This window comes from Paenibacillus sp. S28, from assembly GCF_016624415.1.
GTDB classification, from domain to species: domain Bacteria; phylum Bacillota; class Bacilli; order Paenibacillales; family Paenibacillaceae; genus Paenibacillus_AQ; species Paenibacillus_AQ favisporus.
The window spans coordinates 25,083-50,253 of the sequence record NZ_JACVTM010000025.1; the positions used below are offsets into that span (position 1 = coordinate 25,083).

The 25,171-nt window shown below is 43.1% G+C and carries 36 protein-coding genes and 1 pseudogene; 36 read left to right on the plus strand and 1 reads right to left on the minus strand.

All coding sequences use genetic code 11. The features are described from left to right. Positions 1–3: 3 nt before the first annotated feature. Positions 4–166 (minus strand): annotated as a pseudogene (locus tag IAE55_RS34430) (IS256 family transposase); the annotation flags it as partial. 836 nt (positions 167–1,002) lie between these two features. On the opposite strand from IAE55_RS34430, the gene IAE55_RS31465 reads away from it, so the two are divergent. The 36 genes from IAE55_RS31465 (at position 1,003) to IAE55_RS31640 (ending at position 25,165) form a co-directional block, all read left to right on the plus strand. Continuing rightward, positions 1,003–1,242 carry a hypothetical protein gene (locus IAE55_RS31465; RefSeq protein ID WP_145160572.1) on the plus strand — a complete coding sequence of 80 codons (240 nt, stop codon included), beginning with the start codon at positions 1,003–1,005 and terminating at the stop codon, positions 1,240–1,242. Positions 1,243–1,701: 459 nt separating this feature from the next. Further along, positions 1,702–1,992 carry an aspartyl-phosphate phosphatase Spo0E family protein gene (locus IAE55_RS31470; protein ID WP_145160570.1) on the plus strand — a complete coding sequence of 97 codons (291 nt, stop codon included), beginning with the start codon at positions 1,702–1,704 and terminating at the stop codon, positions 1,990–1,992. Positions 1,993–2,350: 358 nt separating this feature from the next. Further along, on the plus strand, positions 2,351–2,650 hold the full coding sequence (locus IAE55_RS34040) for a hypothetical protein (protein ID WP_234490009.1): 300 nt from the start codon (positions 2,351–2,353) through the stop codon (positions 2,648–2,650). Positions 2,651–2,671: 21 nt separating this feature from the next. After that, positions 2,672–3,127: a GNAT family N-acetyltransferase gene (locus IAE55_RS31480; RefSeq protein WP_145160567.1), complete on the plus strand. Its 456-nt coding sequence runs from the start codon at positions 2,672–2,674 to the stop codon at positions 3,125–3,127. 239 nt (positions 3,128–3,366) lie between these two features. Beyond that, complete coding sequence (locus IAE55_RS31485) at positions 3,367–3,567, plus strand: hypothetical protein (protein ID WP_200634808.1); 201 nt, start codon at positions 3,367–3,369, stop codon at positions 3,565–3,567. A gap of 78 nt (positions 3,568–3,645) precedes the next feature. After that, a complete protein-coding gene (locus tag IAE55_RS31490; RefSeq protein ID WP_145160565.1) occupies positions 3,646–4,341 on the plus strand; it encodes a DinB family protein in 696 nt (231 codons plus the stop codon). 26 nt (positions 4,342–4,367) lie between these two features. Continuing rightward, a complete protein-coding gene (locus IAE55_RS31495) occupies positions 4,368–5,129 on the plus strand; it encodes a hypothetical protein (protein WP_145160563.1) in 762 nt (253 codons plus the stop codon). A 49-nt stretch (positions 5,130–5,178) separates the two neighbouring features. After that, positions 5,179–5,673, plus strand: coding sequence for a DinB family protein (locus tag IAE55_RS31500; RefSeq protein ID WP_145160561.1), 495 nt, complete (start codon positions 5,179–5,181; stop codon positions 5,671–5,673). Between the two features lie 22 nt (positions 5,674–5,695). Further along, the gene (locus IAE55_RS31505; protein WP_076173377.1) at positions 5,696–6,070 is read left to right on the plus strand and encodes a VOC family protein; all 375 of its coding nucleotides are present in this window, start codon (positions 5,696–5,698) and stop codon (positions 6,068–6,070) included. A 33-nt stretch (positions 6,071–6,103) separates the two neighbouring features. Then, positions 6,104–6,652 (plus strand): GNAT family N-acetyltransferase, encoded by a 549-nt coding sequence (locus IAE55_RS31510; protein ID WP_200634809.1) that lies wholly within the window; start codon positions 6,104–6,106, stop codon positions 6,650–6,652. A 393-nt stretch (positions 6,653–7,045) separates the two neighbouring features. Continuing rightward, complete coding sequence (locus IAE55_RS31515) at positions 7,046–7,630, plus strand: NUDIX hydrolase (protein WP_200634810.1); 585 nt, start codon at positions 7,046–7,048, stop codon at positions 7,628–7,630. A gap of 83 nt (positions 7,631–7,713) precedes the next feature. Then, positions 7,714–8,328 (plus strand): hypothetical protein, encoded by a 615-nt coding sequence (locus IAE55_RS31520; RefSeq protein WP_200634811.1) that lies wholly within the window; start codon positions 7,714–7,716, stop codon positions 8,326–8,328. Between the two features lie 6 nt (positions 8,329–8,334). Then, a complete protein-coding gene (locus IAE55_RS31525; RefSeq protein ID WP_200634812.1) occupies positions 8,335–9,255 on the plus strand; it encodes a hypothetical protein in 921 nt (306 codons plus the stop codon). A 407-nt stretch (positions 9,256–9,662) separates the two neighbouring features. After that, positions 9,663–10,151 (plus strand): NUDIX domain-containing protein, encoded by a 489-nt coding sequence (locus IAE55_RS31530; RefSeq protein ID WP_200634813.1) that lies wholly within the window; start codon positions 9,663–9,665, stop codon positions 10,149–10,151. A 105-nt stretch (positions 10,152–10,256) separates the two neighbouring features. Then, entirely contained in the window at positions 10,257–10,850 is a 594-nt protein-coding gene (locus tag IAE55_RS31535) for a YdeI/OmpD-associated family protein (protein ID WP_200634814.1), read from the plus strand. Between the two features lie 145 nt (positions 10,851–10,995). Further along, positions 10,996–11,535 (plus strand): GNAT family N-acetyltransferase, encoded by a 540-nt coding sequence (locus IAE55_RS31540; RefSeq protein ID WP_200634815.1) that lies wholly within the window; start codon positions 10,996–10,998, stop codon positions 11,533–11,535. A 264-nt stretch (positions 11,536–11,799) separates the two neighbouring features. Beyond that, the gene (locus IAE55_RS31545) at positions 11,800–12,978 is read left to right on the plus strand and encodes an alanyl-tRNA editing protein (RefSeq protein ID WP_200634816.1); all 1,179 of its coding nucleotides are present in this window, start codon (positions 11,800–11,802) and stop codon (positions 12,976–12,978) included. Between the two features lie 232 nt (positions 12,979–13,210). Then, positions 13,211–13,465 carry a hypothetical protein gene (locus IAE55_RS31550; RefSeq protein ID WP_145160545.1) on the plus strand — a complete coding sequence of 85 codons (255 nt, stop codon included), beginning with the start codon at positions 13,211–13,213 and terminating at the stop codon, positions 13,463–13,465. A 121-nt stretch (positions 13,466–13,586) separates the two neighbouring features. Further along, positions 13,587–13,949, plus strand: coding sequence for a hypothetical protein (locus IAE55_RS31555; RefSeq protein WP_145161020.1), 363 nt, complete (start codon positions 13,587–13,589; stop codon positions 13,947–13,949). 193 nt (positions 13,950–14,142) lie between these two features. Next, positions 14,143–14,877 (plus strand): N-formylglutamate amidohydrolase, encoded by a 735-nt coding sequence (locus IAE55_RS31560; RefSeq protein ID WP_325168708.1) that lies wholly within the window; start codon positions 14,143–14,145, stop codon positions 14,875–14,877. Between the two features lie 47 nt (positions 14,878–14,924). Continuing rightward, positions 14,925–15,449, plus strand: a complete 525-nt coding sequence (locus IAE55_RS31565) for a DNA topology modulation protein (protein ID WP_200634817.1) — start codon at positions 14,925–14,927, stop codon at positions 15,447–15,449. A gap of 74 nt (positions 15,450–15,523) precedes the next feature. After that, on the plus strand, positions 15,524–16,012 hold the full coding sequence (locus IAE55_RS31570) for a DUF4830 domain-containing protein (RefSeq protein ID WP_234490011.1): 489 nt from the start codon (positions 15,524–15,526) through the stop codon (positions 16,010–16,012). A 41-nt stretch (positions 16,013–16,053) separates the two neighbouring features. Next, the gene (locus tag IAE55_RS31575) at positions 16,054–16,494 is read left to right on the plus strand and encodes a GNAT family N-acetyltransferase (RefSeq protein WP_200634818.1); all 441 of its coding nucleotides are present in this window, start codon (positions 16,054–16,056) and stop codon (positions 16,492–16,494) included. A 107-nt stretch (positions 16,495–16,601) separates the two neighbouring features. Next, positions 16,602–17,270, plus strand: a complete 669-nt coding sequence (locus IAE55_RS31580) for a tetratricopeptide repeat protein (RefSeq protein ID WP_200634819.1) — start codon at positions 16,602–16,604, stop codon at positions 17,268–17,270. Positions 17,271–17,293: 23 nt separating this feature from the next. After that, a complete protein-coding gene (locus IAE55_RS31585; protein ID WP_200634820.1) occupies positions 17,294–17,872 on the plus strand; it encodes a 5' nucleotidase, NT5C type in 579 nt (192 codons plus the stop codon). Between the two features lie 64 nt (positions 17,873–17,936). Beyond that, positions 17,937–18,782 carry a hypothetical protein gene (locus tag IAE55_RS31590; protein WP_200634821.1) on the plus strand — a complete coding sequence of 282 codons (846 nt, stop codon included), beginning with the start codon at positions 17,937–17,939 and terminating at the stop codon, positions 18,780–18,782. Positions 18,783–18,795: 13 nt separating this feature from the next. After that, positions 18,796–19,302, plus strand: coding sequence for a DUF6886 family protein (locus tag IAE55_RS31595; protein WP_200634822.1), 507 nt, complete (start codon positions 18,796–18,798; stop codon positions 19,300–19,302). A 182-nt stretch (positions 19,303–19,484) separates the two neighbouring features. Then, on the plus strand, positions 19,485–20,003 hold the full coding sequence (locus IAE55_RS31600; protein WP_200634823.1) for a DinB family protein: 519 nt from the start codon (positions 19,485–19,487) through the stop codon (positions 20,001–20,003). 53 nt (positions 20,004–20,056) lie between these two features. Next, positions 20,057–20,371, plus strand: coding sequence for a hypothetical protein (locus tag IAE55_RS31605; protein WP_200634824.1), 315 nt, complete (start codon positions 20,057–20,059; stop codon positions 20,369–20,371). Positions 20,372–20,405: 34 nt separating this feature from the next. Beyond that, positions 20,406–20,849, plus strand: coding sequence for a VOC family protein (locus IAE55_RS31610; protein ID WP_192716353.1), 444 nt, complete (start codon positions 20,406–20,408; stop codon positions 20,847–20,849). A gap of 29 nt (positions 20,850–20,878) precedes the next feature. Next, complete coding sequence (locus IAE55_RS31615) at positions 20,879–21,247, plus strand: VOC family protein (RefSeq protein ID WP_181153220.1); 369 nt, start codon at positions 20,879–20,881, stop codon at positions 21,245–21,247. Positions 21,248–21,643: 396 nt separating this feature from the next. After that, on the plus strand, positions 21,644–22,051 hold the full coding sequence (locus tag IAE55_RS31620) for a DUF2185 domain-containing protein (RefSeq protein WP_200634825.1): 408 nt from the start codon (positions 21,644–21,646) through the stop codon (positions 22,049–22,051). A 216-nt stretch (positions 22,052–22,267) separates the two neighbouring features. Next, the gene (locus tag IAE55_RS31625; protein ID WP_200634826.1) at positions 22,268–22,957 is read left to right on the plus strand and encodes a class I SAM-dependent methyltransferase; all 690 of its coding nucleotides are present in this window, start codon (positions 22,268–22,270) and stop codon (positions 22,955–22,957) included. 35 nt (positions 22,958–22,992) lie between these two features. After that, positions 22,993–23,517 (plus strand): DinB family protein, encoded by a 525-nt coding sequence (locus IAE55_RS31630; protein WP_200634827.1) that lies wholly within the window; start codon positions 22,993–22,995, stop codon positions 23,515–23,517. A 75-nt stretch (positions 23,518–23,592) separates the two neighbouring features. Further along, entirely contained in the window at positions 23,593–24,633 is a 1,041-nt protein-coding gene (locus tag IAE55_RS31635; protein ID WP_234490012.1) for an NAD(P)-dependent alcohol dehydrogenase, read from the plus strand. A 97-nt stretch (positions 24,634–24,730) separates the two neighbouring features. Beyond that, positions 24,731–25,165 (plus strand): VOC family protein, encoded by a 435-nt coding sequence (locus IAE55_RS31640; protein WP_200634828.1) that lies wholly within the window; start codon positions 24,731–24,733, stop codon positions 25,163–25,165. Positions 25,166–25,171 lie beyond the last annotated feature (6 nt).

Here is a 25,171-nt window from a genome sequence, read left to right on the forward strand (position 1 = left end):
CCCTTATTCTTCGTGGGTTGGATAGCGTTTTTCAAAGAGCTCAGCCAGTTTTTGTTTAACTTCATGATCGCCAAAACCCCGAATGATGCGATTTTCGAACCCGTTCGTTATAGGCCACAACCTCTAAATAAACAATCTTCTTGGCCGCGTTCATGTTCGTCAAACTAGGACGCTTAAGATGATAGGGAGGTTGGATTGTGATTAAAATTTTTTTGGGTGGATTTAGCTGCCTTGGTTCTAAAGATTCCGAAGAAAGAATGATAAGCACCAACTCCTTTACGAATTGGGCTTTATGTCCTCCAATGCCTTCAGTTGGGTAGCAGGGCTATGATGTACAGGATGTGGAGTAAGGCAAAGCAAAAGCGCCAACCGCTACGTTGGCGCCAAACGGGTCATGAGTACAACCAAGCATTTCAATTTTTTAACCTTTAGCATATCCCCGTCACCGATTTTGCCGAAATCGCTTGGCGGGTTTTATTTATTTTCTTATTAGACGTTTGATCCCCCGCGAAGGTAACAGTATTTTTGAAAATAAATAAAAAACTTTTTTGGTTCCCCCGGTTCACCATCCCTAAATTCCAAGCGACCCCGGAAAAGCACCGGGTTCCATTGGAATTCTTCACGGGACTCGCAGGGAAGTCTTTAAAATCAAAACAACAAAAGGAAAATCCATGGGGTGACTCAGGGATGAATGGATAGAACCGGCCGGTGGGCTGGTTCTTTTGATTTTAATGACGTTTTATTCCCTTTTGCCTTCCGCATGGTAACGCGAGCCAGGCCTACTAACCTTTGAACAGGCCGAGCCTCCTCGGCTTCGCCCTCCACCTGTTCAAAGCTAAGTAGGCGGCCGAACGGTCAAGGGCGCAAAACTTTTTTCCATCAGGAAGATCGGGCAGAGAAGAGGAAAAAACTTTTACGCTTGATTCCTTGACCGCCCGTCATTGCTCGCGTTCCCAAGCATGCGTCAAAAGGGAAAAAAACTCCCCTTTGGGGAAGCCAGCCATGCGGCAGGCAAAAACAAAAAAACGCTCTTTTGACAAACCAAAACCCAAAGGAAGGGAGGAAATGCCGATGAAGCCTGAAACGCTGGTACTGCTGACGCTGATTGCGGCGATTTTGCAGGTGGTCATTCAGTTTTTAGGGGTCGCAAAGGCCTTTATTGAATGGCTTTCGGTAAAAGAAAAGGCAAAAGGCTCCGACCGTTCGCGGCGGTCGAAGCCTCAAAAGAAAAAACCTAGATAGCCATCCATAGCCCCATAGGAAGGGCAAGGGTAAGGGGAAGTGCTTCTTCACTCCTTACTCTTCCATCTTAGCATAATTGTAGGAATTATTAAAGGAGGGGACAAGCCCATGGAGATGGCGATTTTCATTTTGATTTTGCTGGACCTTGTAATGCAGGGCATCCGGTTTTGGCTTCAATTGGCCATTAAAAAACAGCATGGACGGGATTAGCACAACAATCGTCCGGCGGCTGAGCCGCCGGAATCCTTAACAAATTCGAAAGTGAAAAGTAGAGGGCGGCAGATGGAAACAAGTCGAAAGCAATTCATGGTCTCAGGGGTAATGGCCAAGGGGATCTATCAAAAGGTTACGATCCTTTGGAACGGGGGCAGCGGAGAGAATACCACGGTTTAACCGGGCGGGAATACCGGGAGCTGATTGATCGTTTGGGGATGTTGGCACAGAAGGGAGGAACAGATCATGAGTGAAAACGAGCTGATTAAAAAAATCGAGCGTTTGCGTCGCGAACTGAACACGCTGGTGCTGGAGATGGGCACGACGGCACAGGCGGTATTGAAAAAGTCGATGGAGCTGGACGAGGTACTGAATCAGTACAACCGCGACTCACGCAAAAAGGAGAGTGAAACCAAAGTGAGCCATGTATTTTACGGGATCGGGGCGAGCTCCGGCAAGGCGGCAGGTCTTATAGGCGCATTGCATACGACGGTGAAGGCGAAATATCCTCTTTTTGAATTTCAGCACTTTCAATAAACAATGAAATGAGGTGATTACATTGACTATCGTTGGTGTTCTAGGAACAATACATAATTAAGAGTTAAGACAGAAATATAACTGTTCACTCGATCTGTATAAAGAAATTATTGAAGAATTTAATCCAGACATCATTTGTGGCGAAGTTCATCCTAGTGCTTGGGATAAATATTGTAAAAATAAGAGCGAGAGGGGATATTGGGGGGAGCCGGCAAGTGAGTACTGGGAGCTGATCTTTCCTTTATGCGAAAATAACAAGATCAAGTTTGTTCCAATCGATTGGTTTGAACTCGATGTATGGAATAACTTCGATCCCTTTGCCGAGCTTCCTGAGGGAGTAAGGGAGAACATCATGCGAATGGATGATGGGTGGTTTGACAAACAAATGGCCACGCATTCGTTTGGAAGGATCCCCTTTAATTCAATAGAGTTCGATACCATCACAAGAGCAAAATATGAGTGGCTGGAACAATTGAACCCAAGATCGTTTAATTTTCGATGGAAGATCCGGAATCAAATCATGATAGAGCGCGTAAGAAATACCGTCAATTCTAGTCAAGGTAAGAAAATTCTTAGCATTATAGGTGCTGATCATAACTATATATTTATTGATGAAATAACAGGGCAAGACATCGAACTGAAATATCCATTAAGATAACTCAATGAGTTGGAGGTAAACATGGATAAAAATGTTACATATAAGAAGCTGCAAGTAGGCGATGAATCGATATTTTTTGATTTAGTATTGCTGTTCAATGAGGAGTTTGAATCACCAAATACGGACTTCGTCAATAATGCTAATATTGCAGAGCTTTTATCAAATCCTTTATTTATTTGTATCGTTGGAATAAAAGGTAATGAGGTTATTGGCGGATTAACCGGATATGAGCTGCCCATGTATGATCGAATAGGGTCCAGTTTGTATTTATATGACATAGCGGTAGGAGGAAATGACCAACGTAAGGGAATAGGAAGCCGTCTGGTCAAGGAATTAGTCGAGTATTGTAAATCAAAGCAAATCCATGAAATTTTTGTTCAAGCAGATGCAATTGATCAACACGCGGTTGAATTTTATAAAAAACTTGGTGGAGAGATATCCAGTGTTTATCAGTTTACATTTACTGTTAGATCATAACGATTAAAAGACCTTGCGAGTTGTAATTCGAGGGGATAGTCCCACATCCACAGGGAGAACTCGGTTCCCCTTTTTTTCATTTTCCCGGCTGCTTAGCACCGATCCCCTTTCTCTAGGTCCGCAGCGACCCGAGAGCACTTCTTGAGACATGACATCATTAAAATACAAGCGCATTCCTGTTACAAATCCTTCAGCGTGTTGGGAGGCATAATGGAATGGTATAATCAGGAATATATGAATTGTTGGAACCTTACTGTAAGGAAGTCATTAAAACAAGAATCGTCCGCGATGGAGATGTAATAACCGGGGGAGGAGTTTCTACATCAGTAGACTTGGGGCTATTTGTCATCGAACAATTTATAGGGAAAGAACAAATAGAAAATATAAAGAAACAAATGGACTATCCATACACTGCTGAAGGAATTATTGAGGTATCGTAAATAAAAGATGGATGAGAGCCTTACTATATTCATTGTAAAACACAACCCCAAAATCAATTAAGCAAAGGACGGTTCATTGTGGACTTGAAGCAAAGAAAACAATGGAATGAAAATCATAAAAGACTAACCCATATCATTCTTAAACCCAATGAACATCAAACCTCCATTGAACTATTTTGGGATCAGCATAGGTTGTTACATTCAACAAGAATGAGCAATTCACCTGTTCCTACTCTTGAAGACGAATTATTTATAAATCTGTGTGAAGGAACACTCCGCAAATATCCTGTTACAGCTCCGGATACCAAGAACTCCATAGTATGGCATATTTGGCACATTACTCGCATTGAAGATATGACCATGAACGTACTTGCAAATAACGATGAACAAGTGCTGCATTCAGGTCAATGGAACAAGAAGCTTAATGTGAATTATCCCCATTCTGGAAACGAAATGACAGAAGCTGAAATTACCGATCTTAGTGAAAATATTGATATTCAAGCACTAATGGCCTATCGAGTTGAGGTAGGGCGAAAAACTCGTGAAGTTGTATCTCGTCTATTGCCCAACGCTTTTAATCAAAAGGTGGAAGCCGAGAGAATTAAAGTACTTGAAGAGCAAAAAGCTGTCAAGAAAGAAGCTTCCTGGTTGCTTGAATATTGGGGGAAAAAGACGATTGCAGGATTAATATTGATGCCGGCGACAAGACATATCTTTTTGCATTTAAATAAATCAATTCGAATTAAACAAAGGATTCAAAAAAAGGGAGACTAGCGCCCAAAAAAGCGAGGAAGCTAAAAATGGGGATACGATCTCGTATTATTTCACACTTAAGCGAGGGAATGATCAATTATCCTGAAATTAATGCATTATGGCTGGAGGGGTCAGATGGAACAAGCACATCTGATCATTTATCTGACATTGATTTAGTCATACATGTTAATAGTGGATTTGAAACAAAGGCACTTTCAATATGTGAAAACTTATTGGAAGAGATTGCAGCACTTGATTTATCCTACGAAGAACCACGACAACATCCAAATATGAGATACAAAGTTTTTCACTTAGAAAACACACCATCCTACTTATTTATTGATGTGAATGTTTATAGTCATAGGCCCTATATCGAATTTGACAGGTTCAATGATAGTGAGGTTCCTATTGTTTTATTTGACAAAAAGCAAGTCATTCAAATCAGAGAATATAACGAATCGGAATTAAAACAAACTTTGCGAAATCGATTGTATCATCTAGAAAACACCATCAAGCAGAAAGCAAGAATAGAAAAATATATAGAGAGAAATAAATTTATCGAAGCTATAGGATATTATCATAAATTTATGATCTCGCCTTTAGTAGAAGTATTAAGAATAAAATACAAGCCAATTAACCACGATTATTACATTGTCTGTATCTCTAAGCATCTACCTAGAGAAATTGTTCAACAATTAGAAGAATTATATAAAGTGAATTCTATAGAAGATATTAGTACGCATACACAGCAGGCATATCAATGGTTTTACGAAGTACTGAAAGATGTTCAACATAATCTTAATAAATAAAGTTGAATTTGATATTGTGGAGATACCAACCAAATAAGGAGGCCACAGCATGCTGAAACTATTCGAGTATAACTGGCAGGTTCGTAAAGATTGGTTAGACTGGTGCGATACGGTGAGTGAAGAAGAGCTGCTGAAAAAACGCACCGGCGGGTTAGGCTACTTCCTTCCCACGCTGTATCACGTTGTGGCGGTCGAGTATGGCTGGATATGCGGCGGAATCCAGGAAAAAGCAGTTGAAATCCCTCCGTTTGAGAAAGTGGCCAGTGTGCAGCAGATTAAGGATTTTTCTGCACGCTGCCACGAAGAACTTGCTCCATTTGTCTATGATTGGAACGACAGCCTGGAAGACCGTATTATGATCGATATTACGGATGAAGGGGAACGAGAAGCCCATACATACGGCGAAGTCATGCGGCACCTGATCGCCCACGAAATCCACCACATCGGTCAGTTGTCTGTATGGGCAAGAGAGATCGGAAAGAAGCCTGTTACAGCAAACTTGATTGGCAGAGGATTATTCGATATTAACAATCCAAATTTATAATTATAAGTGGAGGTATTCGAAGATGAATCAGGCTGCATTTTCCGGACCATCTATGGTCTTACTTGTGAGGGATATTGAAAAATCGATCGATTTTTACAAGAAACTCGGTTTCAGTTATGAACTCGTTGGTGGTCCGGTTGTCCAACATGTACATATGACAAGAGATAAAGTAACCTTTATTCTTCATCAAGCAGCCGATCCGGAAGATGTTAAGCCATTTTCATCTGTTAAAGGTGGACTCTATTTTGATGCTTTTTGTTATACAAATGTTCGACAATTGCTAGAAGAGATCAAGGATAAAGAAATCCCCATTGTACAAGGTCCGGATTTGAATGATTTTTTTAGTGAATTTACGATTCAAGACATCGATGGGTATAGAATTGCGTTCGGGGGATAAGTTACGTTACTCAAACTGAAGGGAGAAGACGGGATGACCCCATTTCCCATATTAGAAACGGAAAGATTGGTTCTAAGACAGATTACACCAGAGGATTCAGGCGACCTGTTTCATTATTTCTCCTTGGATGAAGTAACAAAATTTTATGATGTGGAGAGCTTTACGAATGTACAACAAGCTGAGGAATTAATTGATCGGTGGCAGCAAAGATTTGAGAAAAATCTAGGCATTCGCTGGGGGATTACTTTAAAATCTGAAAACCGTGTCATAGGCACATGTGGATATCATGGTTGGATGAAACATCATTTTAAAGCTGAAATTGGATATGAACTGACACCAGATTACTGGGGTAAGGGTTTTATGACCGAGGCCATTCAGAGGGTGATTGAATTCGGGTTCCGCGAATTTGGATTAAACCGAATCGAGGCATTCGTTGAACCGGGGAATGTGAATTCAAGGAAGGTGCTTGAGAAAGCCGGATTTAGCGAAGAAGGGATATTGAAGGAACATTTTTATTGGCGAAATCAGTTTGTTGATACTGCCATATTTGCATTGCTTAAGAAAGATTATCAAGTAAGTTAAGTAGTAGGTAGGTTTACTAAAAAGAAGTCACTTTGCCAAGCACTGTGGCTAACACCTAATCGTATTGGTCTACCGAGGGTTTGATCGTTTGAGAGAAAGTAAAAACCCACCCAATGGTTGAGGCTGAAGGTGGGTTTTGTTCATATTCGACTCAGAAGGGAATAAACCATCCAAGCCAATTGTACTGACCAAGTGTTGCTGCACTTGGTCTTTATTACTTATATAATAACATAATGAAAAAATGTATCAAAGTGTGGATTAATTTTAGGAACAGAAAGTTGGATTGGAAAATAAACAAAAATGGCGATTTCATCACATAATGGCGTTTCAATTTGCGTGCTTAAGCCTTGGTTTGCGAATTCTCTTTATACGTTATCTGAAAGGCGGTTATCCATGTTTAAATACAACATTTGCTTCCTTAAACAAAACGATCAAATCCTGCTCCTTAACCGAGAAAAGCCGAGTTGGATGGGAAGGTGGAATGGCGTGGGCGGAAAAATCGAAGAGAACGAATCGCCAAGAGAGTCTGCGCTGAGAGAGATCAAGGAAGAGACAGGGATTGTCCTAGATTCCATTGATTTCAAGGGTATTGTAACTTGGATTGCAGATGGTAAGTTAACCGGCGGGATGTATGCTTATTTCGCTGTGTTACCGTCCGATTTCATCTATGAGACTCCCATAAAGACACCAGAAGGAATCCTGGACTGGAAGAGCTTGGAGTGGATTATGCACCCGGAAAATAACGGGATCGCGGATTTCATTCCGAAAAGCATACATCGTTTCATAGACGACGCAAACTGCTATGAACACCGTTGTTTTTATGAAAATGACAAATGGACACACGATATCTTGATTGAATTGAACAAGGACATCGATCAAATGACCGATAAAGAAAAGATACATGACTGGTATTTTCATGAGCAGTTCAGAAAGGGTCATACATCAGATAACATGGTATTCGCGCTGCAGCCCGACTGATGCCGATCCTTGCTTGGGCTATGGAACATATGATCTTCCTATGCTGTTGAAATTAAAAACTTATTCCGTTAGGGAGTAGAATCATGAATTATAAAATCCTGCCTTTTTCACAAATCAAACATTTGCTGCCAGTGGACAGTTGGGCTTATGTTCGCAATGAACGAAACGACGGCGAATTCGAAAACGAATCCGTCATATTACTCGAGGGAGATACTCGACTCGATAGCTTGAATCTGGATAAGCCCTTCGGTGAGGAATCTGTCTTTATCGTACTGGTGGACGGCAATCTCGTCGTTGATTCCTATATTTATAATGAAGACACCGATGGTGCGACGGGACTGACCGTATTGGGCGATCTCCAAGCGCGAAATGTGGTGGTTGGTGGACAGGAGATTTATGTGACAGGCAATTTGCAGGTGTCGGAGTTGTTCTGGGGGGATTATAATCACGGCGATTTGACGGTAGCAGGAAATGCTGCTGCCCTTCTTTTCATGGATACCGAAGAGTATCATGTATCGATTCATGGGGAGAAGAATTTTACGCTTCGAATCAACGAGTGGGATGAATTCGGGAACGGGTATGACCTCGACGAAGACCTGCTTCAAGAGGTGTTTATGCAGGACTGCCTGATCCAGACCAATGAAGAAGTCATGCTGTACAGGGAGAGAATGCTGGAACATTTCGAAAGCGGACGTTAGGTCATTGTGCCAGATAAAGTCACTGCCGCAAGCGAAATCGACATCCCTTTCCTGTTTGAAAATGCTGAAATCAGCATCGTGAACCTGTGTCGGCTGACAGACTCGATCTTGATGCCGTCCGAAGCTAACGCAAACGGAAACCGGAAATATGAGTTTTGGTTGCAGGACGATTTTTATCGTGTTATTCGTTCGCAGGCGCCATCGCCATATCGGGCGGTTTACTTGCAGCAAGATCTTTTGGCCGTCATCATTGATATAAAAGAGAACGAGCAGGGGGATCGACGACTAAGCAGATGGGTCCGGCGTTCGAAAAACCAGGATTTGAGCCTGAACATCAGGTGGCGCTACATTGAAGGGGAAGACACGGAATGGCACGCGCTGGACGCTTATTCTCCGAACGATATCCATCTCCTTCTGCAAAACGGTTGGCGCACATTGCTGACGCAAGTGTCCGGGTTCGAATACTATCGCCGATCCATCCGTCCGGAACGAGTCAGAGCGCTCCTTTCTTTGCCTCTTGCTGAACCGTATGATGACTTTTATGACGATGATAAAAGCGGATTCTGGAGCGGCAGCATATACACTGCATTTCGGCAGCCTGGCGTGGTGCGCGATGGAGAGGAAAAGTCGCCCTGCTTTCTTGTCGCAAGAGAAAAAGGAGAGGAGATGGATATCTACCATTTTGTACTTGAAAAAGATGCGGATGGAACGGAATACGTCCATATCCTTTACCAGGCTGAAATTGGGTATGAACATAAGGCTTTTCCCCTCTGGGATCCGGACAAGCTGAAGACCGCCTGCTGGCTCTTTCGTATGGCCGAGAGAACACTGCTTTCGCTCAATCGGAGCTTGCTTGAAGGGAGAGCTCCCTACGAGGCGGAAACGTTCGCCATTGAGTATTGGGAGCGAAAAGGCTATCTGAGATAGTCGAAGACCATTCAGGATCTCAAGATTTCAGTAAAATTCATCAACGATGAACTGTGGATCTTTGGAATAAAAGGTTGAGACCGAAAGGTGCCGATCAATTTTATCTGGATGATATCAGCGTAACTGTAAGATTTATTACAGATCAAACGAATGTCACTAGTTTACTGATAACCGAAAAGGATTGGTATGCTAATCGAAACGATGAGGGGACAGTATTTGAGAGGATCTCATAAAAGAAAACCCTGAAAAACGCGTCGCGTCAATCTCTTGGGAACGCTATATGAGAAACCAAGCAAATTGAATATACTTATAGGACAGAACGATCATCTTCATTTGTTTTATGTATTGGTATACATCTTCCTCTATATGGTAAATTCACAGTCAAATGATCCTTCAGGAGGGTGTATATGAATCATTTCTCTATTTCAGCGGGTGGTATTTTATTTAACAATCATTCCGTTCTGCTGGTAAAGGTTGATTACGGTGCTAATCGAGGAATGTGGATGCTCCCAGGTGGTTTTGCAGAACCAGGCGAATCTATTGAAGAAGCTGCTGAAAGAGAGTTTAAAGAAGAAACGGGTTTAGTAACCAAATCAGGTCGAGTCATATGTCTCCGCTCCGGAACACAAGAACGAAATGGTGAAATACAAGTGAGTTTGTACATTGTTTTTGAAATGAAACTTGTCTCAGGATCCATGATAAAAGATGAAGCAGAAATAGCTGATATGAAATATTGGCACATTGAAGATGTGAAAAGCTCAAATGAGATTATTGAGTTGAGTAAGAGTATCATTACGACAGCGTGGGAAACCAAGAATGGTTTATATGCTGGGAATAAAATCAGGACAAACAACAATTATGGAACTTATCATTACTATCTACCCAACCCATTGTAAGATTCATTTATGGTAGACTTTCTCCTCCCGTATCAGACACCAGCTTTCTGTTAACAAATATAGATATATACCAATTCCGCTGCGAGAAAAGGAACGAGCATAACCATGGAAAATAAAATGAATCCCAAAGTAGATGCATATGTAGGCAGAGCCACGATGTGGCTTGAAGAAACGGAGAAATTGAGAGAGATCCTGCTTGACTGCGGGCTTATCGAGGAATTGAAGTGGGGCAAACCTTGTTACACGTCACAGGGACGAAACATCGTGATCATCCAAGGATTTAAAGCCTACTTGGCGCTTCTGTTTTTCAAAGGTTACATGTTACAAGATCCCCATGGCATTCTGGTTAAAACCGGTGAGAATACGAAAGTAGGGCGCCAGCTCCGGTTTAATGATACCCAAGAAATCGTCGAGTTGGAACCCATCTTGAGAGCTTATATTGCGGAAGCCATTGAAGTCGAACAATCCGGTGTGAAAGAGGATATCATCAAAGAGACACACCTCGATATTCCCAATGAGTTTCAAAATAAACTAGATGAAAACCCTGCCTTGAAAGCTGCTTTTGAGGCATTGACGCCGGGTCGGCAAAGAGCTTATGTGTATTATTTCTCAGCGCCCAAGCAATCCAAAACCCGAGAGTCCCGGGTCGAAAAATGTACACAGCAAATCCTCGATGGCAAGGGATTGAACGATCGGTAAAATCCGGTGCGCAGGGCATAGCGAAATTCAGTTTTTAAGACGGATTTTACATCTGGAAAATGCAGCATTCATCCAATTCACCAAGTCCTTTTATATACTTAGAGCGTTGAGTATAGCTAATCACAAGGACTAGGGTGGCGATGACATGTTAAAACAACGTGACTTACACGAATGCCATGCACTGTACAAACTGATGACGGATCCGGCCGTTTTTCCCTATGTCCGTTATCCATGCCAATCGTATGAGGAATACTTATTCATCACCAAGCAGTTGATCGTTGAGGAAGAGCAGGGGACGTGCATCTCCAGAACGATTCTTGACGACATCGGCCATCCCATCGGCACCATTGATCTATATCAAATCCATCATCGAACAGGCTTCCTTGCAACTTGGATTGGGGCCCCTTATTTTGGAAAAGGGTATAACCAACGCGCAAAGGAAGCGTTTTTGACTGAATTGTTTCTTGGACAGGATATTGAAACGATCTTTTTGAAGATCCGCACCCAGAACATCCGGTCAAAGAGAGCAGTGGAAAAGCTGCCATACGTCAAATTAGCCAATGAGCGGTACGAGCAGGTCTATCAATCGATTAATCGCTCGCATCAGCGCTATGATTTGTATGGTGTGGAGCGGTCTGATTTTTTGGAAAGCAGTGGAGGTATACAGCATGGGGTTGCTACTTAACCGATCGTGCGAAAATGTTATAACATATCATGAAGACCGCTCTGTAAGATGACTGCAGGCGATTTTTCTTTTTCAGGAGGTTTTGGCACGTGGGGACTATTTTAGGAGATAGAAAGTATAAGTTTCGGAGCCTCCGCTTCCTGATCTCGCAAGAAAAACTTCCGCTAAATGCGGTCTGTCTTCTTTGAAGGTATGTCGATAGATGTTTTTCTTATAGTAAGCTGGATTTAAAGCAAATTTAACCATGACAGTGAGGACAAGAACATGACGAAAAAGCTATATTACGAATCTGCATATACCCGGGAGTGGGAGACGCGCATGACGCGCAAAGTGGAGCGGGAAGACGGAACCTATGTGGTCCTGGAGGAGACAGCCTTTTATCCTCACGGCGGTGGGCAGCCCTGTGACCTGGGGTGGATCGATACGATTCCTGTGCTGGATGTCGTTCTGGAGGAAGGAGAAATCCTGCATAAGGTCGAGCGTTTACCTGAAAAAGAAGACGTTCGCTGCCGGTTGGATTGGGGCAGAAGGTTCGACCATATGCAGCATCACAGCGGCCAGCACTTGCTGTCGGCGATGTGTCTGGAGGTGTGTAAAGCGGAGACGCTCAGCTTCCACTTAGGTGAGGATTACGCCACCATTGATATCGCACGGTCCGATCTGCCTCCGCACGAGCTGATGATGCTGGAGCTGGAAGTGAATGATCAGGTTTACTTGAATCGAAAAGTAACGAGTTATTTTGTGAGTCAGGAGCAGGCAGCGGCCCTGCCTCTGGTGAAGCAGCCGAAGGTAACCGATAATATTCGGATCGTCGAGATTGAAGGCATCGAGTATAACGCCTGCGGCGGTACGCATGTCTCTGCAACGGGTGAGATCGGGATGATCAAACTGCTGAGAGCGGAGAAGCAGAAGGGACATACGCGTGTTTATTTTAAATGCGGCTATCGGGCGCTCAGAGAATTTAATGCCGGCATGGAGATTCTCGGCAGCTTGTCGGCCCGGTTCAATACCGCCAAGGAAGAAATTATGGACCGGATTACAAAATGGGATCAGGAGCAGAAGCAGCTCCAAGCAGAATTAACCGCGGTAAAAGCTGAGAATGACGCTTACCTGGCTGAGAAGCTGCTAGCTGACCGTCAGGGCGGCCTGATCAAGCATGCATTTGCAGACAAGCCGCTGAAAGATATGCAGAACCTGGCGGCCAAACTAACCGAGCAAGCGGAGGTGATCGTGCTTTTCGTATCGGGTGCGGACCATAAGGTGCTTCTCGCCCGGGGAGGGGATAGCGAACTTGCCTGCGGTGCGCTATTCAAGCAGCATCTGGCCGATTATCGCGGTAAAGGCGGAGGCAGCGACAAAATGGCGCAGGCCGGTTTTGCCAACGGGGAGGATGCCATGGCGTTTTACCATTTTGCGGGGGAGTTATTAACTACTTCAATTTAAACAATAAGATAAAGCAAAGACCCACCCCAAGGTTAGCGCCAAAGGTGGGTCTTTATTCTGATCGCTTAGAAGATGTCCAGCGGGGTGTACCCGACACGGATTTTTTGTAAAGAATGATAACACAATTAAAAAATGTATGTCAAGTCATAATGACTTGGGAATACTTGGCTTTGTGTGTGATAAAATCAGGGTAGCAAGGCTAATAAGGACGATTTTATAGGAGGTAGAACGAATGAAATGGCAAGAAGTAAGGGAACTATTCCCTGACCAATTTGTTCTGGTTTCCATACTTGATTATCATGAGGAAGGCAACAAAAAGATAGTAGACGAAGTTGCACCGATTCGCTCGATACCAGAAGAAGATGCTAATAAAGAGTTTTTTCAAGCGAGGCCTGGGAATGTCGTGTATCATACTTCAAAACAAGATTTTGTGATTCATATACGCCGGGATCCATTAATGGGGGTGAGACGTAATAGTAATGGATAGCTTCTTAATAGACATATTTCATGAAATGAAGAACAACTTTATTTTCTATTGGTCTCCAGATTCAAGGAGCAGGTTTATAGATACCAATCTTTTTAATGGAGGATAAACTAATTTGTCGTTAATGAGAATTAAGGTACCGGCAGGTTTTGCCGTTTGCTATAACAAATTTGAAGACATTGAACTTGTGAAATCTAAAGAAGATCAGTATTTAGAGAATTGGGGATATTTCACTGAGGATATATTGCAAATACATAAAATGGAGCTTCGAAAAGGAAGCTGGATCATACCGGAGAAGAATAAATTCATCCTTGACCTTGGCTGGTACCCTGATTCAGACGCCGACGGTTCTTATCATTTAGTTTTGGTCAATGAAGATTGGGAAGTGATACGGAGCAAGGAATCAAGGAACAGATTCGTGATTAGGGATACGTTAGAAGAATGGATGGATCTGATCCAGAGGGGGGCTCTTCGGTTAAAAACGTGAGAAAAACGCAGAGCGCAAGCTGCTTGTATATGAAAGGATCACCTATTATTGTGATTGCAAAAATGTTTGTACGTCATCTATTGGGTTCGTAAATACAGGAACTTATGGGAAGTCAGCAAAGTACTTTGATAATTGGAGGTGAAAGAAAATAGACCCTTTCCATATCCAAAGAAGTACATCAAAATCCCCGTTTATTGCAAGTATTCCACACGGCTCCTCATTATTAACCGATGAAATGAAGTCTAGATTAGTTCCTGGAGTTATTTTGTCTAACAATGATTGGTATGTTCGCGAATTATACGATTTCTTAGACAATATTGATTTCACAGTTATATCTGCGAACTATAGTCGGTATGTTATCGACGTAAACCGGGATATGTCATTCAAGGAGAATAAAGACAATTACAGAAACTCGTTAATTTATCATAAAACTACTTTTGGAGAACAAATTTATGATACATCACCAGATGAGGCAATAATCGAAAATCGAATTGAAACGATATACCTGCCATATCATCACTGTCTTGCGCAAGAGATAGGGCAGGTTGCATCAAATCATCGAAAGGTATATTTGTTTGACCTGCATAGCTTTTATATTCAGTCTTCAGCGGATATTGTTCTTGGAACCCGAGGAGGTCAGGCGTGTTCAGAGGAATTCCTAAATGTACTAGTTAAAGCATTTCGAGAAGAAGGTTTCAAGGTTGAAGTAGATGCCGAGGGACTTACAGGCGGTTATATTGTATCTCATTATGGATCGCTTTCACATACAGAAGCTGTACAAATTGAAATCCGGTATACTGCGTATATTGATGATCGTGTCTTTGGTAAGGAAGAAGTCATCGATAAAAACAATGATTTGTTTATGGCAACAAAAGGGAGGTTACATAGGGCATTTATAAGGATAAAAGCTGAGTTGGAATCTCTATGAAGATGCTGACATCCTAGGATGTTCTTCAATAGAAAGGAGGATTTCCCTTGACGAATCGAATCGCGATCATCGGCTCAGCCGGCTCCGGTAAATCTACCTTATCTCGAAGGTTAGGCGAGATTCTATCATTGCCTGTTGTTCATCTGGACCGATATTATTGGAAACCGAACTGGACTCCAACCGTAAATGACGAATGGAATGAATTTGTGAAGGATGCTGTAAGCGAAGATCAATGGATTATCGATGGAAATTACACCAGAACCTTAGGTATTCGTTTGAGTGAAGCGGATGCCGTCATATTTTTAGATATGCCCAGACTCTTATGCATGTATAGGATCATTAAAAGACGAATCCGATATCATGGAAAAACACGACCCGATCTGAATGAGGAATGCCCCGAAAAACTGGATTGGGCTTTTTTTATTTGGGTCTGGAATTATAAAAAAAGAAGCCGATCCAAGGTTATGGAAGCGCTCGAACAGGTAAAGGGTCGAAAACAAGTCGTCATATTAAAGTCGAGGAAAGAGGTACAGGAGTTTTTGGATCAGGTGAAGAATGATGGGAAAATTTAGGCGAATTTTGTGTTATATATGCGGTATCATCAATATATATGTGGGAAACGAAATGTAAGGGGGCAGGTCATTCCTTGCGATCCAAAATCGTTATTTTACTGATACTGATTGTCCTCGTACTTACAGGGTGCAAAGAAGAAAAGAAAGAATATATGCCGTTTTATAATCCAACGCACACAGACTATTTGCAAAAATTTGGCTGGCAGGCGGAACGCTTTGCATCGGAAACAAAATATGAAGCAAAAACTTTGCAGAGTTATAAGAATCATGTCGATACCATCCGAACGGAAGGGAACATTGATTTGGCACCGTTTTATAACAAGGAGGTTGTAGAGACGGGTTATATCCTTAAGGAAAAAACAGAACTATACAATCAGATTGTAGCCTATATTTTAGAATCCGAAGGAAAGGTCATCGGAGGCTATTTAGAATTTAATCATGAGGTGTTGCAACCGGACGGAGTGATCGAAGTTCACCCTGGCCAAACCACACCGATGTTCAATCCCAATGATTCCAACAAGCAATTTGTGATAGGACGTATTATAAAACCAGAGAGTAAATGAGTAGTGGCCTTTTACTTTTGAAAGCAAGGAGATACTGTTCAATGATTACTATAAGAGAAATAACCAAAGCCGATTTGAATGACCTATGCCGTCTGTACGAGGAGCTCATGGATCATCAGCCTACCAATTACGAAAAAATAGTAGAGGTATATGAAGTCATGCAAGCCAGCGGTAACTACCATGTCCTGGGGGCTTTTAAGGATGGAGTACTGGCAGGGTCCGTTATGGGAATTGTCTGCCAAGATCTTGTCGGAGAGTGCAGACCTTTCATGGTGATTGAGAACGTTGTCGTTTCAGATCGTTTTCGCAGGCTTGGCATAGGGAAGCAGTTAATGATGAACATTGAAGCCATAGCGCGGGAGAGAGACTGTAATTATGTTATTTTGGTGTCTGGTGGACAGAGAAAGGAAGCCCATGCCTTTTATGAGAAATTAGGATTTAAAGATGAGAAGGTCGAGGGGTATCGGAAGCATTTGTCTTGAAGAGGGGATGGACGTTACTCGGATACCATTTATATGAGTATTTTGAAAAGAGAATACGAGGAGCTAAATCAGCACTTGATATAAAATTTGGAGGGATCAATCCTTAAATGTCACTATACGATATTGGTGATCAATTATATTTTGAAGGTAAATATCAAGAGGCAGCTGACATTTTTAGAGAGTGTATCGATAAACAGCTTGAATTGAACTCAAGCATCAACTACCTGGGCTGCTGTGAATTGCAATTGGGGAACTTTGAGCAAGCATTAGGTTGGTTTGATGAAGTGATTGGCAGAGCCCCACAATGGGAAAGACCTTACATGAATAAGAGCAGGGTTTTCATAAAGCAGGGAAACCTAATTGAAGCAAAGAAGTGCTTAGATGATGCACTACAAATAAATCCTGAACATGAAGATGTTTATTACTATCTTGGGATTTACTATGAAAAATGCGACGACCTATTCAAAGCAGAGGAAGCATATAACAAATCCTTAGATATCGATGCGAATCAACCAGAAACCTTACTAAATCAAGGAATTGTAATCTCTCGCCAAGGCAAATATGTTGAGGCAATCGGGTATTTTCAGAAGGTCATTGCGCTTGATCCGAATGAAAGTGATGCTTACTGGAATATTACTCAGATCTATGTATCGACAAAGGACTATAACCAGGCATTATTGTATTTGGACAAATATATGATTTTAAATAAGGATGATGAGGAAGCTCAAGAATTAAGAGTAACATTGGAGCGGGAAATGACAGATTCGAGGAATTAACTAAAAAATGAAGGGAGAACGTTATGCATATCGGTGTCGACTTGGATAATACCCTGCTTGATGCAACTACTGCCCATTTGCAATATTACAATAAAGCATCTGGATTAACCTTAACCCATGAAGATGTTAATGATTTTTATCTATATAAAATGTACGGCTGGGACAAGACGGAGAGCGATGTGATTTATAATAAACATGGAAATGATATTCACTGGAATTCATCCCCGTATCCTCAAGCTATACAAACGCTGGCCTCGCTTTTTAAACATCATACCATTTCTATCATTACCGCAAGACCAACACAGTTTCGGGATGTTACCGTTAAATGGCTCGAACACCATAGCGTTCCATACAACAATATCGTATTTATTGAGGATAAACTAAAGGAATGCATGAAGCTCCAAGTCGAAGTAATGATTGATGACGGCCCTCATTATGCAGAAGAATTTGCACAAATGAATATGCCTGTCATTCTATACGAGCAGCCATATAACCGATTCGTAAGACATGAGCTTGTTTATCGTGCTATGAACTGGAGTGAGGTCAAGGCGCATATTGATTATTTACAAAAGAATTCCCACGCAAAATCGAAACCATCGTAATCGCCCTGCTCCAGTCTGCTCCTAAATTCGCAAAAAAGACACGAGTTAAAAAGGAGACATCATCTTGACCCAAACAAAATTAATTCTAGTGGAAGGTATACCCGGATCGGGTAAAACCTCTACGGCTCGATATATTAAGGGGCTGCTGGATGCTCACGATAAGGACAATCACTTGTACCTGGAGGGGGATCTAAATCATCCGGCGGATTATGAGTCCGTGGCTTGTTTGGACTTTAAAGAGTATGAAGTGTTGAAAAATAAGTACCCTGAATTGGGCGATATAATAAATCAATTCACTCAGACGGTAAGGCAATACCGGTTAATTTACTACGGCAAATTACAGCAACAAATACCTATCGACCAATATAAAAACCTCGTCGATGAGTTAGCCGGATTAGATGTATACAATGGATCGTTGGATCGATATCAAGAGCTCGTCATTGAAAGATGGACAGAATTCGTTAGTCACACTCAGCTAACTGAAAGAATAGTCATATTAGAATGCTGCTTTTTGCAGAATCCGCTGACCATGATGCTTGGGCGATTCAACCAGTCACAACAAGTGATTACTGACTTTATAAAGAGATTAGAAACGATTATTCAACCTTTACATCCTAAAATCATTTACTTTTATCAAGACGATATAAAGTCAACCATCAACAGAGTCACTCAGGAACGATCGGATGATTGGCTGCGCCATATTACGTGGTATTTCACAGAGCAGGGATTCGGTAAGGCAAAGGGATATCACGGTGTGGATGGCCTTTGTGAGGTGCTGAAGGTACGCAAGGAATATGAATTAGACATCATGGATCATTTGAAAATCGATAAATTAACAATAAATAATACGGAATTTGATTGGGAACCTGTGTTACAGGAGGTAAGGGGGTTCTTGGAAGTAGCGCAATGAAGGGGGAGTACATATGAAGCTGTTTCATTTTAGCGAAGAACCCGACATCCAAGTTTTTGAACCTCGGACCATATACGATCAAACCGATGCGAAAGTCTGGACGATCGATGAGTACCATGCGCCGCATTATTATTTTCCACGAGCATGCCCCAGAGTCTGCATTTGGCCAAAGGATGATACAAGTGATATGGATAATGAACGTTTTTTTGGGATGTCGAAAACTAGCCGGATGATAGCCATTGAGACCGGGTGGTATGAACGGGTAAAAAAGGGTTCTATCTATCGTTACACTTTTGATGCGGCTGCTTTCGAGTTGGAAGAAGAGAATGCGGGATACTATGTATCAAGACGTCCGGTTATACCAATGGAAGTAGAGAGAATCGACGATTTGATAACTGCGATTCTGAATGAGGGTATAGAGCTAAGGATCACTCCATCATTACAGCCCCTGCGAGAACAAATATTGAAGTCCACCGTCAACTTTTCCATGATCCGTATGAGAAATGCAAGACAAGAATAATAGATTGAAGGGATTTCAGTCGCCAGGGGGCTTTCTCCTATTGGTCATCTACATGTATAATCATGGAAAAAGCTCCAGGCAACAAACGACCCAGCCTAGAATAAGAGTGTTCTATGGCTGGGTTATTTCATAAAGAAGAGCGGAAGAGGAAGAATTTCGAAAATCGACAAGGAGGAGCCGGGATGCTCTACGATTTAAAAGGTGGGGCCAACATGGCTCCAATGGTGGGAATCTTATATTCCGCGGTAAAAGAGAACATCCAACGACTACAATCCATCACAAACGGTATGCCGCAAGAAGAGGTGGATTACAAGGGGCCAGATAACAAGTTTAACAGCACAGCCCAGTTAATCAGACACCTCATGTACGTGGATCTGAACTGGGTTTACAGAATAAAGGAGCTCCCACTTCCACAGTTGCTTCAAAAGCAGTACGGCCCCATGATCGATGAGCTTGGCAGGTTACCGATGGTTCAGGGAGTGTCTTTGAATACACTTATGACTCAATATGACGGTGTATTAGGCATGCTGAAAGAGGCGTGTACGCAGCTAACCGATGCAGATCTGGAGAGAACCGTCACTTTTGGACATGAAAATGAGAAGCAGGCAACGATACGCTGGGGGATATGGCATATGGCCGACCATAACCGCTATCATCAGGCGCATATCAATCTGCTTCGAAAGTGGTATAAAGAAAAGTGAATTCAAGGCAAAGCAGCTGGTGGAGAGAAATGTTCTAAGAGTCTAAGGGAGGTATGATGAATAATGTTATGAAGTTGGCCCTTGGCCTGGTTGGCGCTGTATTGATAGTTTTAGTGGTGACCTGTCCAAATGAGGAAGATTACACGAAATGGCTTTCCTCGGAACACGGCATAGTATGCGTGAATACTGGATTTGACATTGGGTGCAAGAGACAAGATGCCGAGGTTAAGTGGAATTCGAGATATGTTATGCACGCGGGGATTTTTATACAGGTGAGGGATAAGTATTCTGAAGGAAATATGGATTTTGTAATAAAAGCCTTCGGAATTTTTAATCACTTTTTTGATTATTCTTCAAACCCAAAATAAGACTAAAAACCATTCAAATGAAGGAGTGTGCCCAATGAGTCCAACATTTGCTTTCTCCCGTATTGGCTACGTATATGTTCCGACAACCCGTATTGATGAATCTATTGCGTGGTACACGGAAAACTTGGATTTCAAGTTAATGAATAAGTTTCAGGACCGGGGGTCTTATATTGCCGTGCTGCACCATCCTCATCAACATTCGATTGCTTTGCTGCTCATTGAAACAGAAGACAAGCAGCCGCTTGAAATTATGAGGAACGGCAAGCCATTTCCGATCATGGCGATAAACTGTCCGGACATTGAGTACACCCATCAATTCATGAAGGACAAGGGGCTGATGGTCGAAGATTTGCAGACTCTGGGAGCTGGAGAAGCTAAATATTTTTACTTTAGAGATCATGAGGGGAATCTGCTGGAGGCCGCTTGGTCCATATGGGATCCACAGGACGAATTGAAAGAGGATTTTGTAAGGAGTTAACCCATTTCCAGAGAGGAGGGCGTTGTTTAATGGAATTGTTGAGTGGATACATTTATATCCCTGTAACGAATCTGGAACGCTCCGTAGAATGGTATGCCAAATATCTTCATTTTGAAACTGCGTTTGAAGATCCTTTGTACGTGGAAATGAGGTCAACAACGGGAATTCGGATCATGCTGATCGTAAGTGAAGAAGCGGTAAACTCACAGATGACGTATTCCAATGGTCCGCAAGCTGCGTATGGTTTTGTCGTTCCCGATATTGATCAAGCTAGGCAGTGGCTGATGGATCATGGGATTGAAGTCAGGCGGATATCGAATTACCAGGGGAAGTCTTTTGGATTTTATGATCCGGATGGGAACATCATCGAATTATGGAGTGACTATCCGAAGGCATAACCTTTGCCTGAAAGATTTGCAAAAGGATGATTGCAAAAATGATAAAAAGGTTAGCGCTAGTTCCATATAATATGCTGATGCTGCTCGTGTGGATGTACTGGTACAGCCTTTTTTATTGGTGTATGGAAGGGTATGTGCCTGCCTATCTCATCATTGGAAGCTGCTTATTCCTCGCTCTAGTGTGGATTTTCGGTAATATTTTTTGGATACGAAGGGCTCAGCTTGCTTGGGGAAGTTCCGTTTTCATTATTGGATTAACCATGGTTTTGATGTACTTCGACCCTATATTAATGCCCTTTTATTTTGAAAAGATCAATTCGAAAGCGATGCATCAATCTTTTCAAATACTAGCGTATTTTAGAGATTAGAAATGATGATTTAGCAACAGGAGTGACGATGTTGAACTATCAGAATAAAAAGAAGTATTTTTTGTCAGCGGATCAGATCGTACAGTTAATCGACTCGAATGAAGGGTGTATTGCAAGCGACCGAATCACGGTGGATGGCTGCAAGGTCGGATTTATGTATCGGGAAGAAGTTTCGGGTAGCCCATATCCGGACAGCGGATGGCGGTTCATGGCCGGTGACGAAGACGAAGAGTATATGGACAATGCCGATAACCATGCCATCTATCTGGTGAACACCATATGTAATTACGATCCAGACATCATCCCTTTTCTTCACTCGCCGCCAGGGACGGCATTCATACGGAATGAACGTGGCGCTTTGGTGCTGGATAAGGAGTGGGAGGAGCCGGATGAGTGCAGCGAAACTTTTCAAGTTCTGATCGAGATTTTATGTTGAAATCATTCATGGGTCACAAATCTAAATAAATTGAACTAAAGAATAGGATGCAGGCAAGGGAGTAAAAGGATTCCGAAGAAGCGAAGCGGTCGTATTTGGCTTTCGGATTTCCACCTTAAGTGGGCCCTGTACCATCAAGAAATCCGAAAACAAGAACGATCGTAGGAACATTTTACGTACTTGCCCCATCACCCATTACTTTTAAGGAGTTATTAAATGTCAACCCAGGATCCTATCTATACGAATCACTCCAACATGTATGACGCCATGGTCAGCCGTCAGCCTGATTTATATGACATCATCAATACAATCAGAGTTTTCAAAAATGTGGACGTGCTGGATTTAGGCGCAGGGGCGGGGCGATTATCGACGGTGATTGCGTCTGAGGCGAAATCTCTAATCTGCACGGATATCTCCCGTCCGATGCTGGACATCTTGGATAGCAAGCTGCAGGGGATGAACGGTCCGCTGAATTGGAAAACTGTGGTGTCGGACCATAGGCAGCTGCCCATACCCGATCAGAGCGTTGACCTGATTGTCTCGGGGTGGAGTATTTGTTACCTGGCCGATGCGTCAGATAATCGCTGGGAACAGAATCTGGAACAAATCATGGCCGAGCTGCAGCGGGTGTTAAGGCCTAAGGGAACCGTCATTATTTTTGAAACGATGGGAACGGGATATGAGACGCCGCATCCCCCTGAATTTTTGCAGCCGTATTATGCATTACTTCAAGACAAATACGGATTTGACCATCAATGGATCAGAACCGATTATGACTTTGGGAGTATCGAAGAAGCCATTCATCATACGGAGTTTTTCTTCGGACCAGAACTCGTTGATCGGATCCTTCAGAATCAGTGGACATCGGTTCCGGAATGTGCGGGGATCTGGTGGAAGCATTTTTGAAGATGAGCTTTTACATAGCCAAAAGGAGTGTTGATATGAACTTCCATTTGAATGAAGCCCTCGAAATATTGGGGCGCACGCCGCAAACCTTGGAGCGCTTCTTATCCGGTCTATCCGAGGGATGGCTGCATAGCAATGAAGGGGAAGGAACCTGGAACCCGCTTGAAGTCGTTGAGCACCTCGTAGAAGCGGAGAAGCATAACTGGATCCCGCGGATGGAATCCATTCTTGCGGAAGGGGAAAACAATCCCTTTCCCGTATTCGACCGCTATGCCCACTTGAAAGACACGTCTGAGAGAACCGTTGAAGATGCATTATCAGAGTTCCATACCATCAGAATGGCGAACATATCCAAACTGAGGGCGGTCGTCAGTCCTCACGATCTGGAAAAGACCGGTCTGCATCCGGAATTCGGCGTTGTGAAGTTAAGGGAGCTCCTCTCTGCATGGGTTGTTCATGATTTTACGCATATGGCGCAAATGGTTCGGGTGATGGCGGAGAGATACCGGGCTGATGTTGGGCCGTGGAGTGCCTATTTAGGCATTTTAAAAAGGAGCTGATCTCTTCTGCTTTCGAAGAGCTGCCTAGCTCGTCTTAGCGTTTAACCCTAATTTGAAGGTAGGATGGTGTCGGCCATGAAGACCGGGATCGAGACGAAAGAGCATCAAGCAAGTTTAGGAACAGGTACGATGAGGGCGCTTGTCTATGAAACTTACGGACAGCCGGATGTTCTTCGGATCGAAGAGGTGGAAATCCCTAAGCCCAAGGAACATGAAGTGTTGATCGCGGTCCACGCCGCATCCGTAAATTCCTGGGACTGGGATCTCCTGCGCGGAAAACCGTTTGTGAACCGGATTGGTGGGATGCGGAGACCCCGTTACCGCATTTTAGGTGCAGACATTGCAGGAAGGGTTATTGCTGTGGGGGCGGCTGCCAAGCGGTTTCGTCCCGGCGACGAAGTGTTCGGGGATATTTCCGGCTGCGGCTGGGGAGGGTTTGCAGAGTACGTCTGCGCTGACGAAAAAGCACTGACGCCGAAACCGGAAGGGGTGAGTTTCGAGCAGGCAGCAGCCATCCCTCAAGCAGCGGTTCTGGCCTTGCAAGGACTGCGCGATAAAGGAAAGCTATCGAAAGGCTGTCACGTTCTCATCAATGGAGCCGGCGGCGGTGTAGGCACGTTTGGGATTCAATACGCCAAGCTGCATGGGGCAGTGGTAACCGGTGTAGATCGGGCCGAGAAGCTGGAAACGCTGCTTTCCGTAGGGGCGGATCATGTTGTGGATTATATGAATGAAGATTTTGCTGCAGGTGATAAGCGGTATGATCTGATCCTCGATGTAGTCGGAAACCGATCCGTATTTGCGATCCAGCGCGCACTCCAACAGGGCGGCACCTATGTCATGGTGGGTGGTCCCTTTCCGCGTATTTTTCAGACATTATTGACTGCACCATGGACAGCTAGGCTTCAAAAAAAGAACTTGGGATTGCTGATCCATAAGCCGAACCATGAGGACCAGTTGATCTGGAGGTCTTTGGTGGAAACGGGTCAAGTCAAGCCTGTCATTGATCGGGTTTATTCGTTGGGGGACGCGGCCAAGGCTTTTGAGTATTTCGGCCAAGGTCGAGCGATAGGCAAGGTGGTCGTTCGAATAGACAGAGGCGTTCCGGATAAATAAGGATGTTTTAAGGAAAAAACTTGTAAATTTTAGGAATCCGTATAAAATGAATTCAATGTTTCATGGGACGTTACAAAATATCGGAGGAGAAGAGGATATGATTCAATCCATCGTTCATATCGCGCTAGTCGTTAAGGATTACGATGAAGCTATCGATTTTTATACGAAAAAGCTTCATTTTACGTTAGTTGAGGATACGTATCAGCCGGAACAGGATAAGCGCTGGGTCGTTGTTGCGCCTCCAGGCTCGGCAGGTACGACCATTTTGCTCGCAAGGGCATCGAAACCCGAACAGGAAGCATTCATCGGCAATCAGTCCGGCGGAAGAGTGTTTTTATTTCTGAATACGGATGATTTCTGGAGAGATTACAACGATATGATCGCCAAAGGGATCGAATTTGTGAGGGAGCCGAAAGAGCAGTCCTATGGAATGGTCGCCGTCTTTAAAGACCTGTATGGGAACCTGTGGGACTTGCTTCAATTGAAAGAAGGCCATCCGATCATGGAGCGAATGAAGGCGGGTTATTCCTAAGAAGAG

Bases quoted from the DNA above. Each gene is read 5' to 3' on its own strand.
- IAE55_RS31465 (WP_145160572.1), top strand. From the start codon at position 1,003: ATGCGGCAGGCAAAAACAAAAAAACGCTCTTTTGACAAACCAAAACCC.
- IAE55_RS31470 (WP_145160570.1), top strand. From the start codon at position 1,702: ATGAGTGAAAACGAGCTGATTAAAAAAATCGAGCGTTTGCGTCGCGAA.
- IAE55_RS34040 (WP_234490009.1), top strand. From the start codon at position 2,351: ATGGATGATGGGTGGTTTGACAAACAAATGGCCACGCATTCGTTTGGA.
- IAE55_RS31480 (WP_145160567.1), top strand. From the start codon at position 2,672: ATGGATAAAAATGTTACATATAAGAAGCTGCAAGTAGGCGATGAATCG.
- IAE55_RS31495 (WP_145160563.1), top strand. From the start codon at position 4,368: ATGGGGATACGATCTCGTATTATTTCACACTTAAGCGAGGGAATGATC.
- IAE55_RS31500 (WP_145160561.1), top strand. From the start codon at position 5,179: ATGCTGAAACTATTCGAGTATAACTGGCAGGTTCGTAAAGATTGGTTA.
- IAE55_RS31505 (WP_076173377.1), top strand. From the start codon at position 5,696: ATGAATCAGGCTGCATTTTCCGGACCATCTATGGTCTTACTTGTGAGG.
- IAE55_RS31510 (WP_200634809.1), top strand. From the start codon at position 6,104: ATGACCCCATTTCCCATATTAGAAACGGAAAGATTGGTTCTAAGACAG.
- IAE55_RS31515 (WP_200634810.1), top strand. From the start codon at position 7,046: ATGTTTAAATACAACATTTGCTTCCTTAAACAAAACGATCAAATCCTG.
- IAE55_RS31520 (WP_200634811.1), top strand. From the start codon at position 7,714: ATGAATTATAAAATCCTGCCTTTTTCACAAATCAAACATTTGCTGCCA.
- IAE55_RS31530 (WP_200634813.1), top strand. From the start codon at position 9,663: ATGAATCATTTCTCTATTTCAGCGGGTGGTATTTTATTTAACAATCAT.
- IAE55_RS31535 (WP_200634814.1), top strand. From the start codon at position 10,257: ATGGAAAATAAAATGAATCCCAAAGTAGATGCATATGTAGGCAGAGCC.
- IAE55_RS31540 (WP_200634815.1), top strand. From the start codon at position 10,996: ATGTTAAAACAACGTGACTTACACGAATGCCATGCACTGTACAAACTG.
- IAE55_RS31545 (WP_200634816.1), top strand. From the start codon at position 11,800: ATGACGAAAAAGCTATATTACGAATCTGCATATACCCGGGAGTGGGAG.
- IAE55_RS31550 (WP_145160545.1), top strand. From the start codon at position 13,211: ATGAAATGGCAAGAAGTAAGGGAACTATTCCCTGACCAATTTGTTCTG.
- IAE55_RS31555 (WP_145161020.1), top strand. From the start codon at position 13,587: ATGAGAATTAAGGTACCGGCAGGTTTTGCCGTTTGCTATAACAAATTT.
- IAE55_RS31575 (WP_200634818.1), top strand. From the start codon at position 16,054: ATGATTACTATAAGAGAAATAACCAAAGCCGATTTGAATGACCTATGC.
- IAE55_RS31580 (WP_200634819.1), top strand. From the start codon at position 16,602: ATGTCACTATACGATATTGGTGATCAATTATATTTTGAAGGTAAATAT.
- IAE55_RS31585 (WP_200634820.1), top strand. From the start codon at position 17,294: ATGCATATCGGTGTCGACTTGGATAATACCCTGCTTGATGCAACTACT.
- IAE55_RS31595 (WP_200634822.1), top strand. From the start codon at position 18,796: ATGAAGCTGTTTCATTTTAGCGAAGAACCCGACATCCAAGTTTTTGAA.
- IAE55_RS31600 (WP_200634823.1), top strand. From the start codon at position 19,485: ATGCTCTACGATTTAAAAGGTGGGGCCAACATGGCTCCAATGGTGGGA.
- IAE55_RS31605 (WP_200634824.1), top strand. From the start codon at position 20,057: ATGATGAATAATGTTATGAAGTTGGCCCTTGGCCTGGTTGGCGCTGTA.
- IAE55_RS31610 (WP_192716353.1), top strand. From the start codon at position 20,406: ATGAGTCCAACATTTGCTTTCTCCCGTATTGGCTACGTATATGTTCCG.
- IAE55_RS31615 (WP_181153220.1), top strand. From the start codon at position 20,879: ATGGAATTGTTGAGTGGATACATTTATATCCCTGTAACGAATCTGGAA.
- IAE55_RS31620 (WP_200634825.1), top strand. From the start codon at position 21,644: ATGTTGAACTATCAGAATAAAAAGAAGTATTTTTTGTCAGCGGATCAG.
- IAE55_RS31625 (WP_200634826.1), top strand. From the start codon at position 22,268: ATGTCAACCCAGGATCCTATCTATACGAATCACTCCAACATGTATGAC.
- IAE55_RS31630 (WP_200634827.1), top strand. From the start codon at position 22,993: ATGAACTTCCATTTGAATGAAGCCCTCGAAATATTGGGGCGCACGCCG.
- IAE55_RS31635 (WP_234490012.1), top strand. From the start codon at position 23,593: ATGAAGACCGGGATCGAGACGAAAGAGCATCAAGCAAGTTTAGGAACA.
- IAE55_RS31640 (WP_200634828.1), top strand. From the start codon at position 24,731: ATGATTCAATCCATCGTTCATATCGCGCTAGTCGTTAAGGATTACGAT.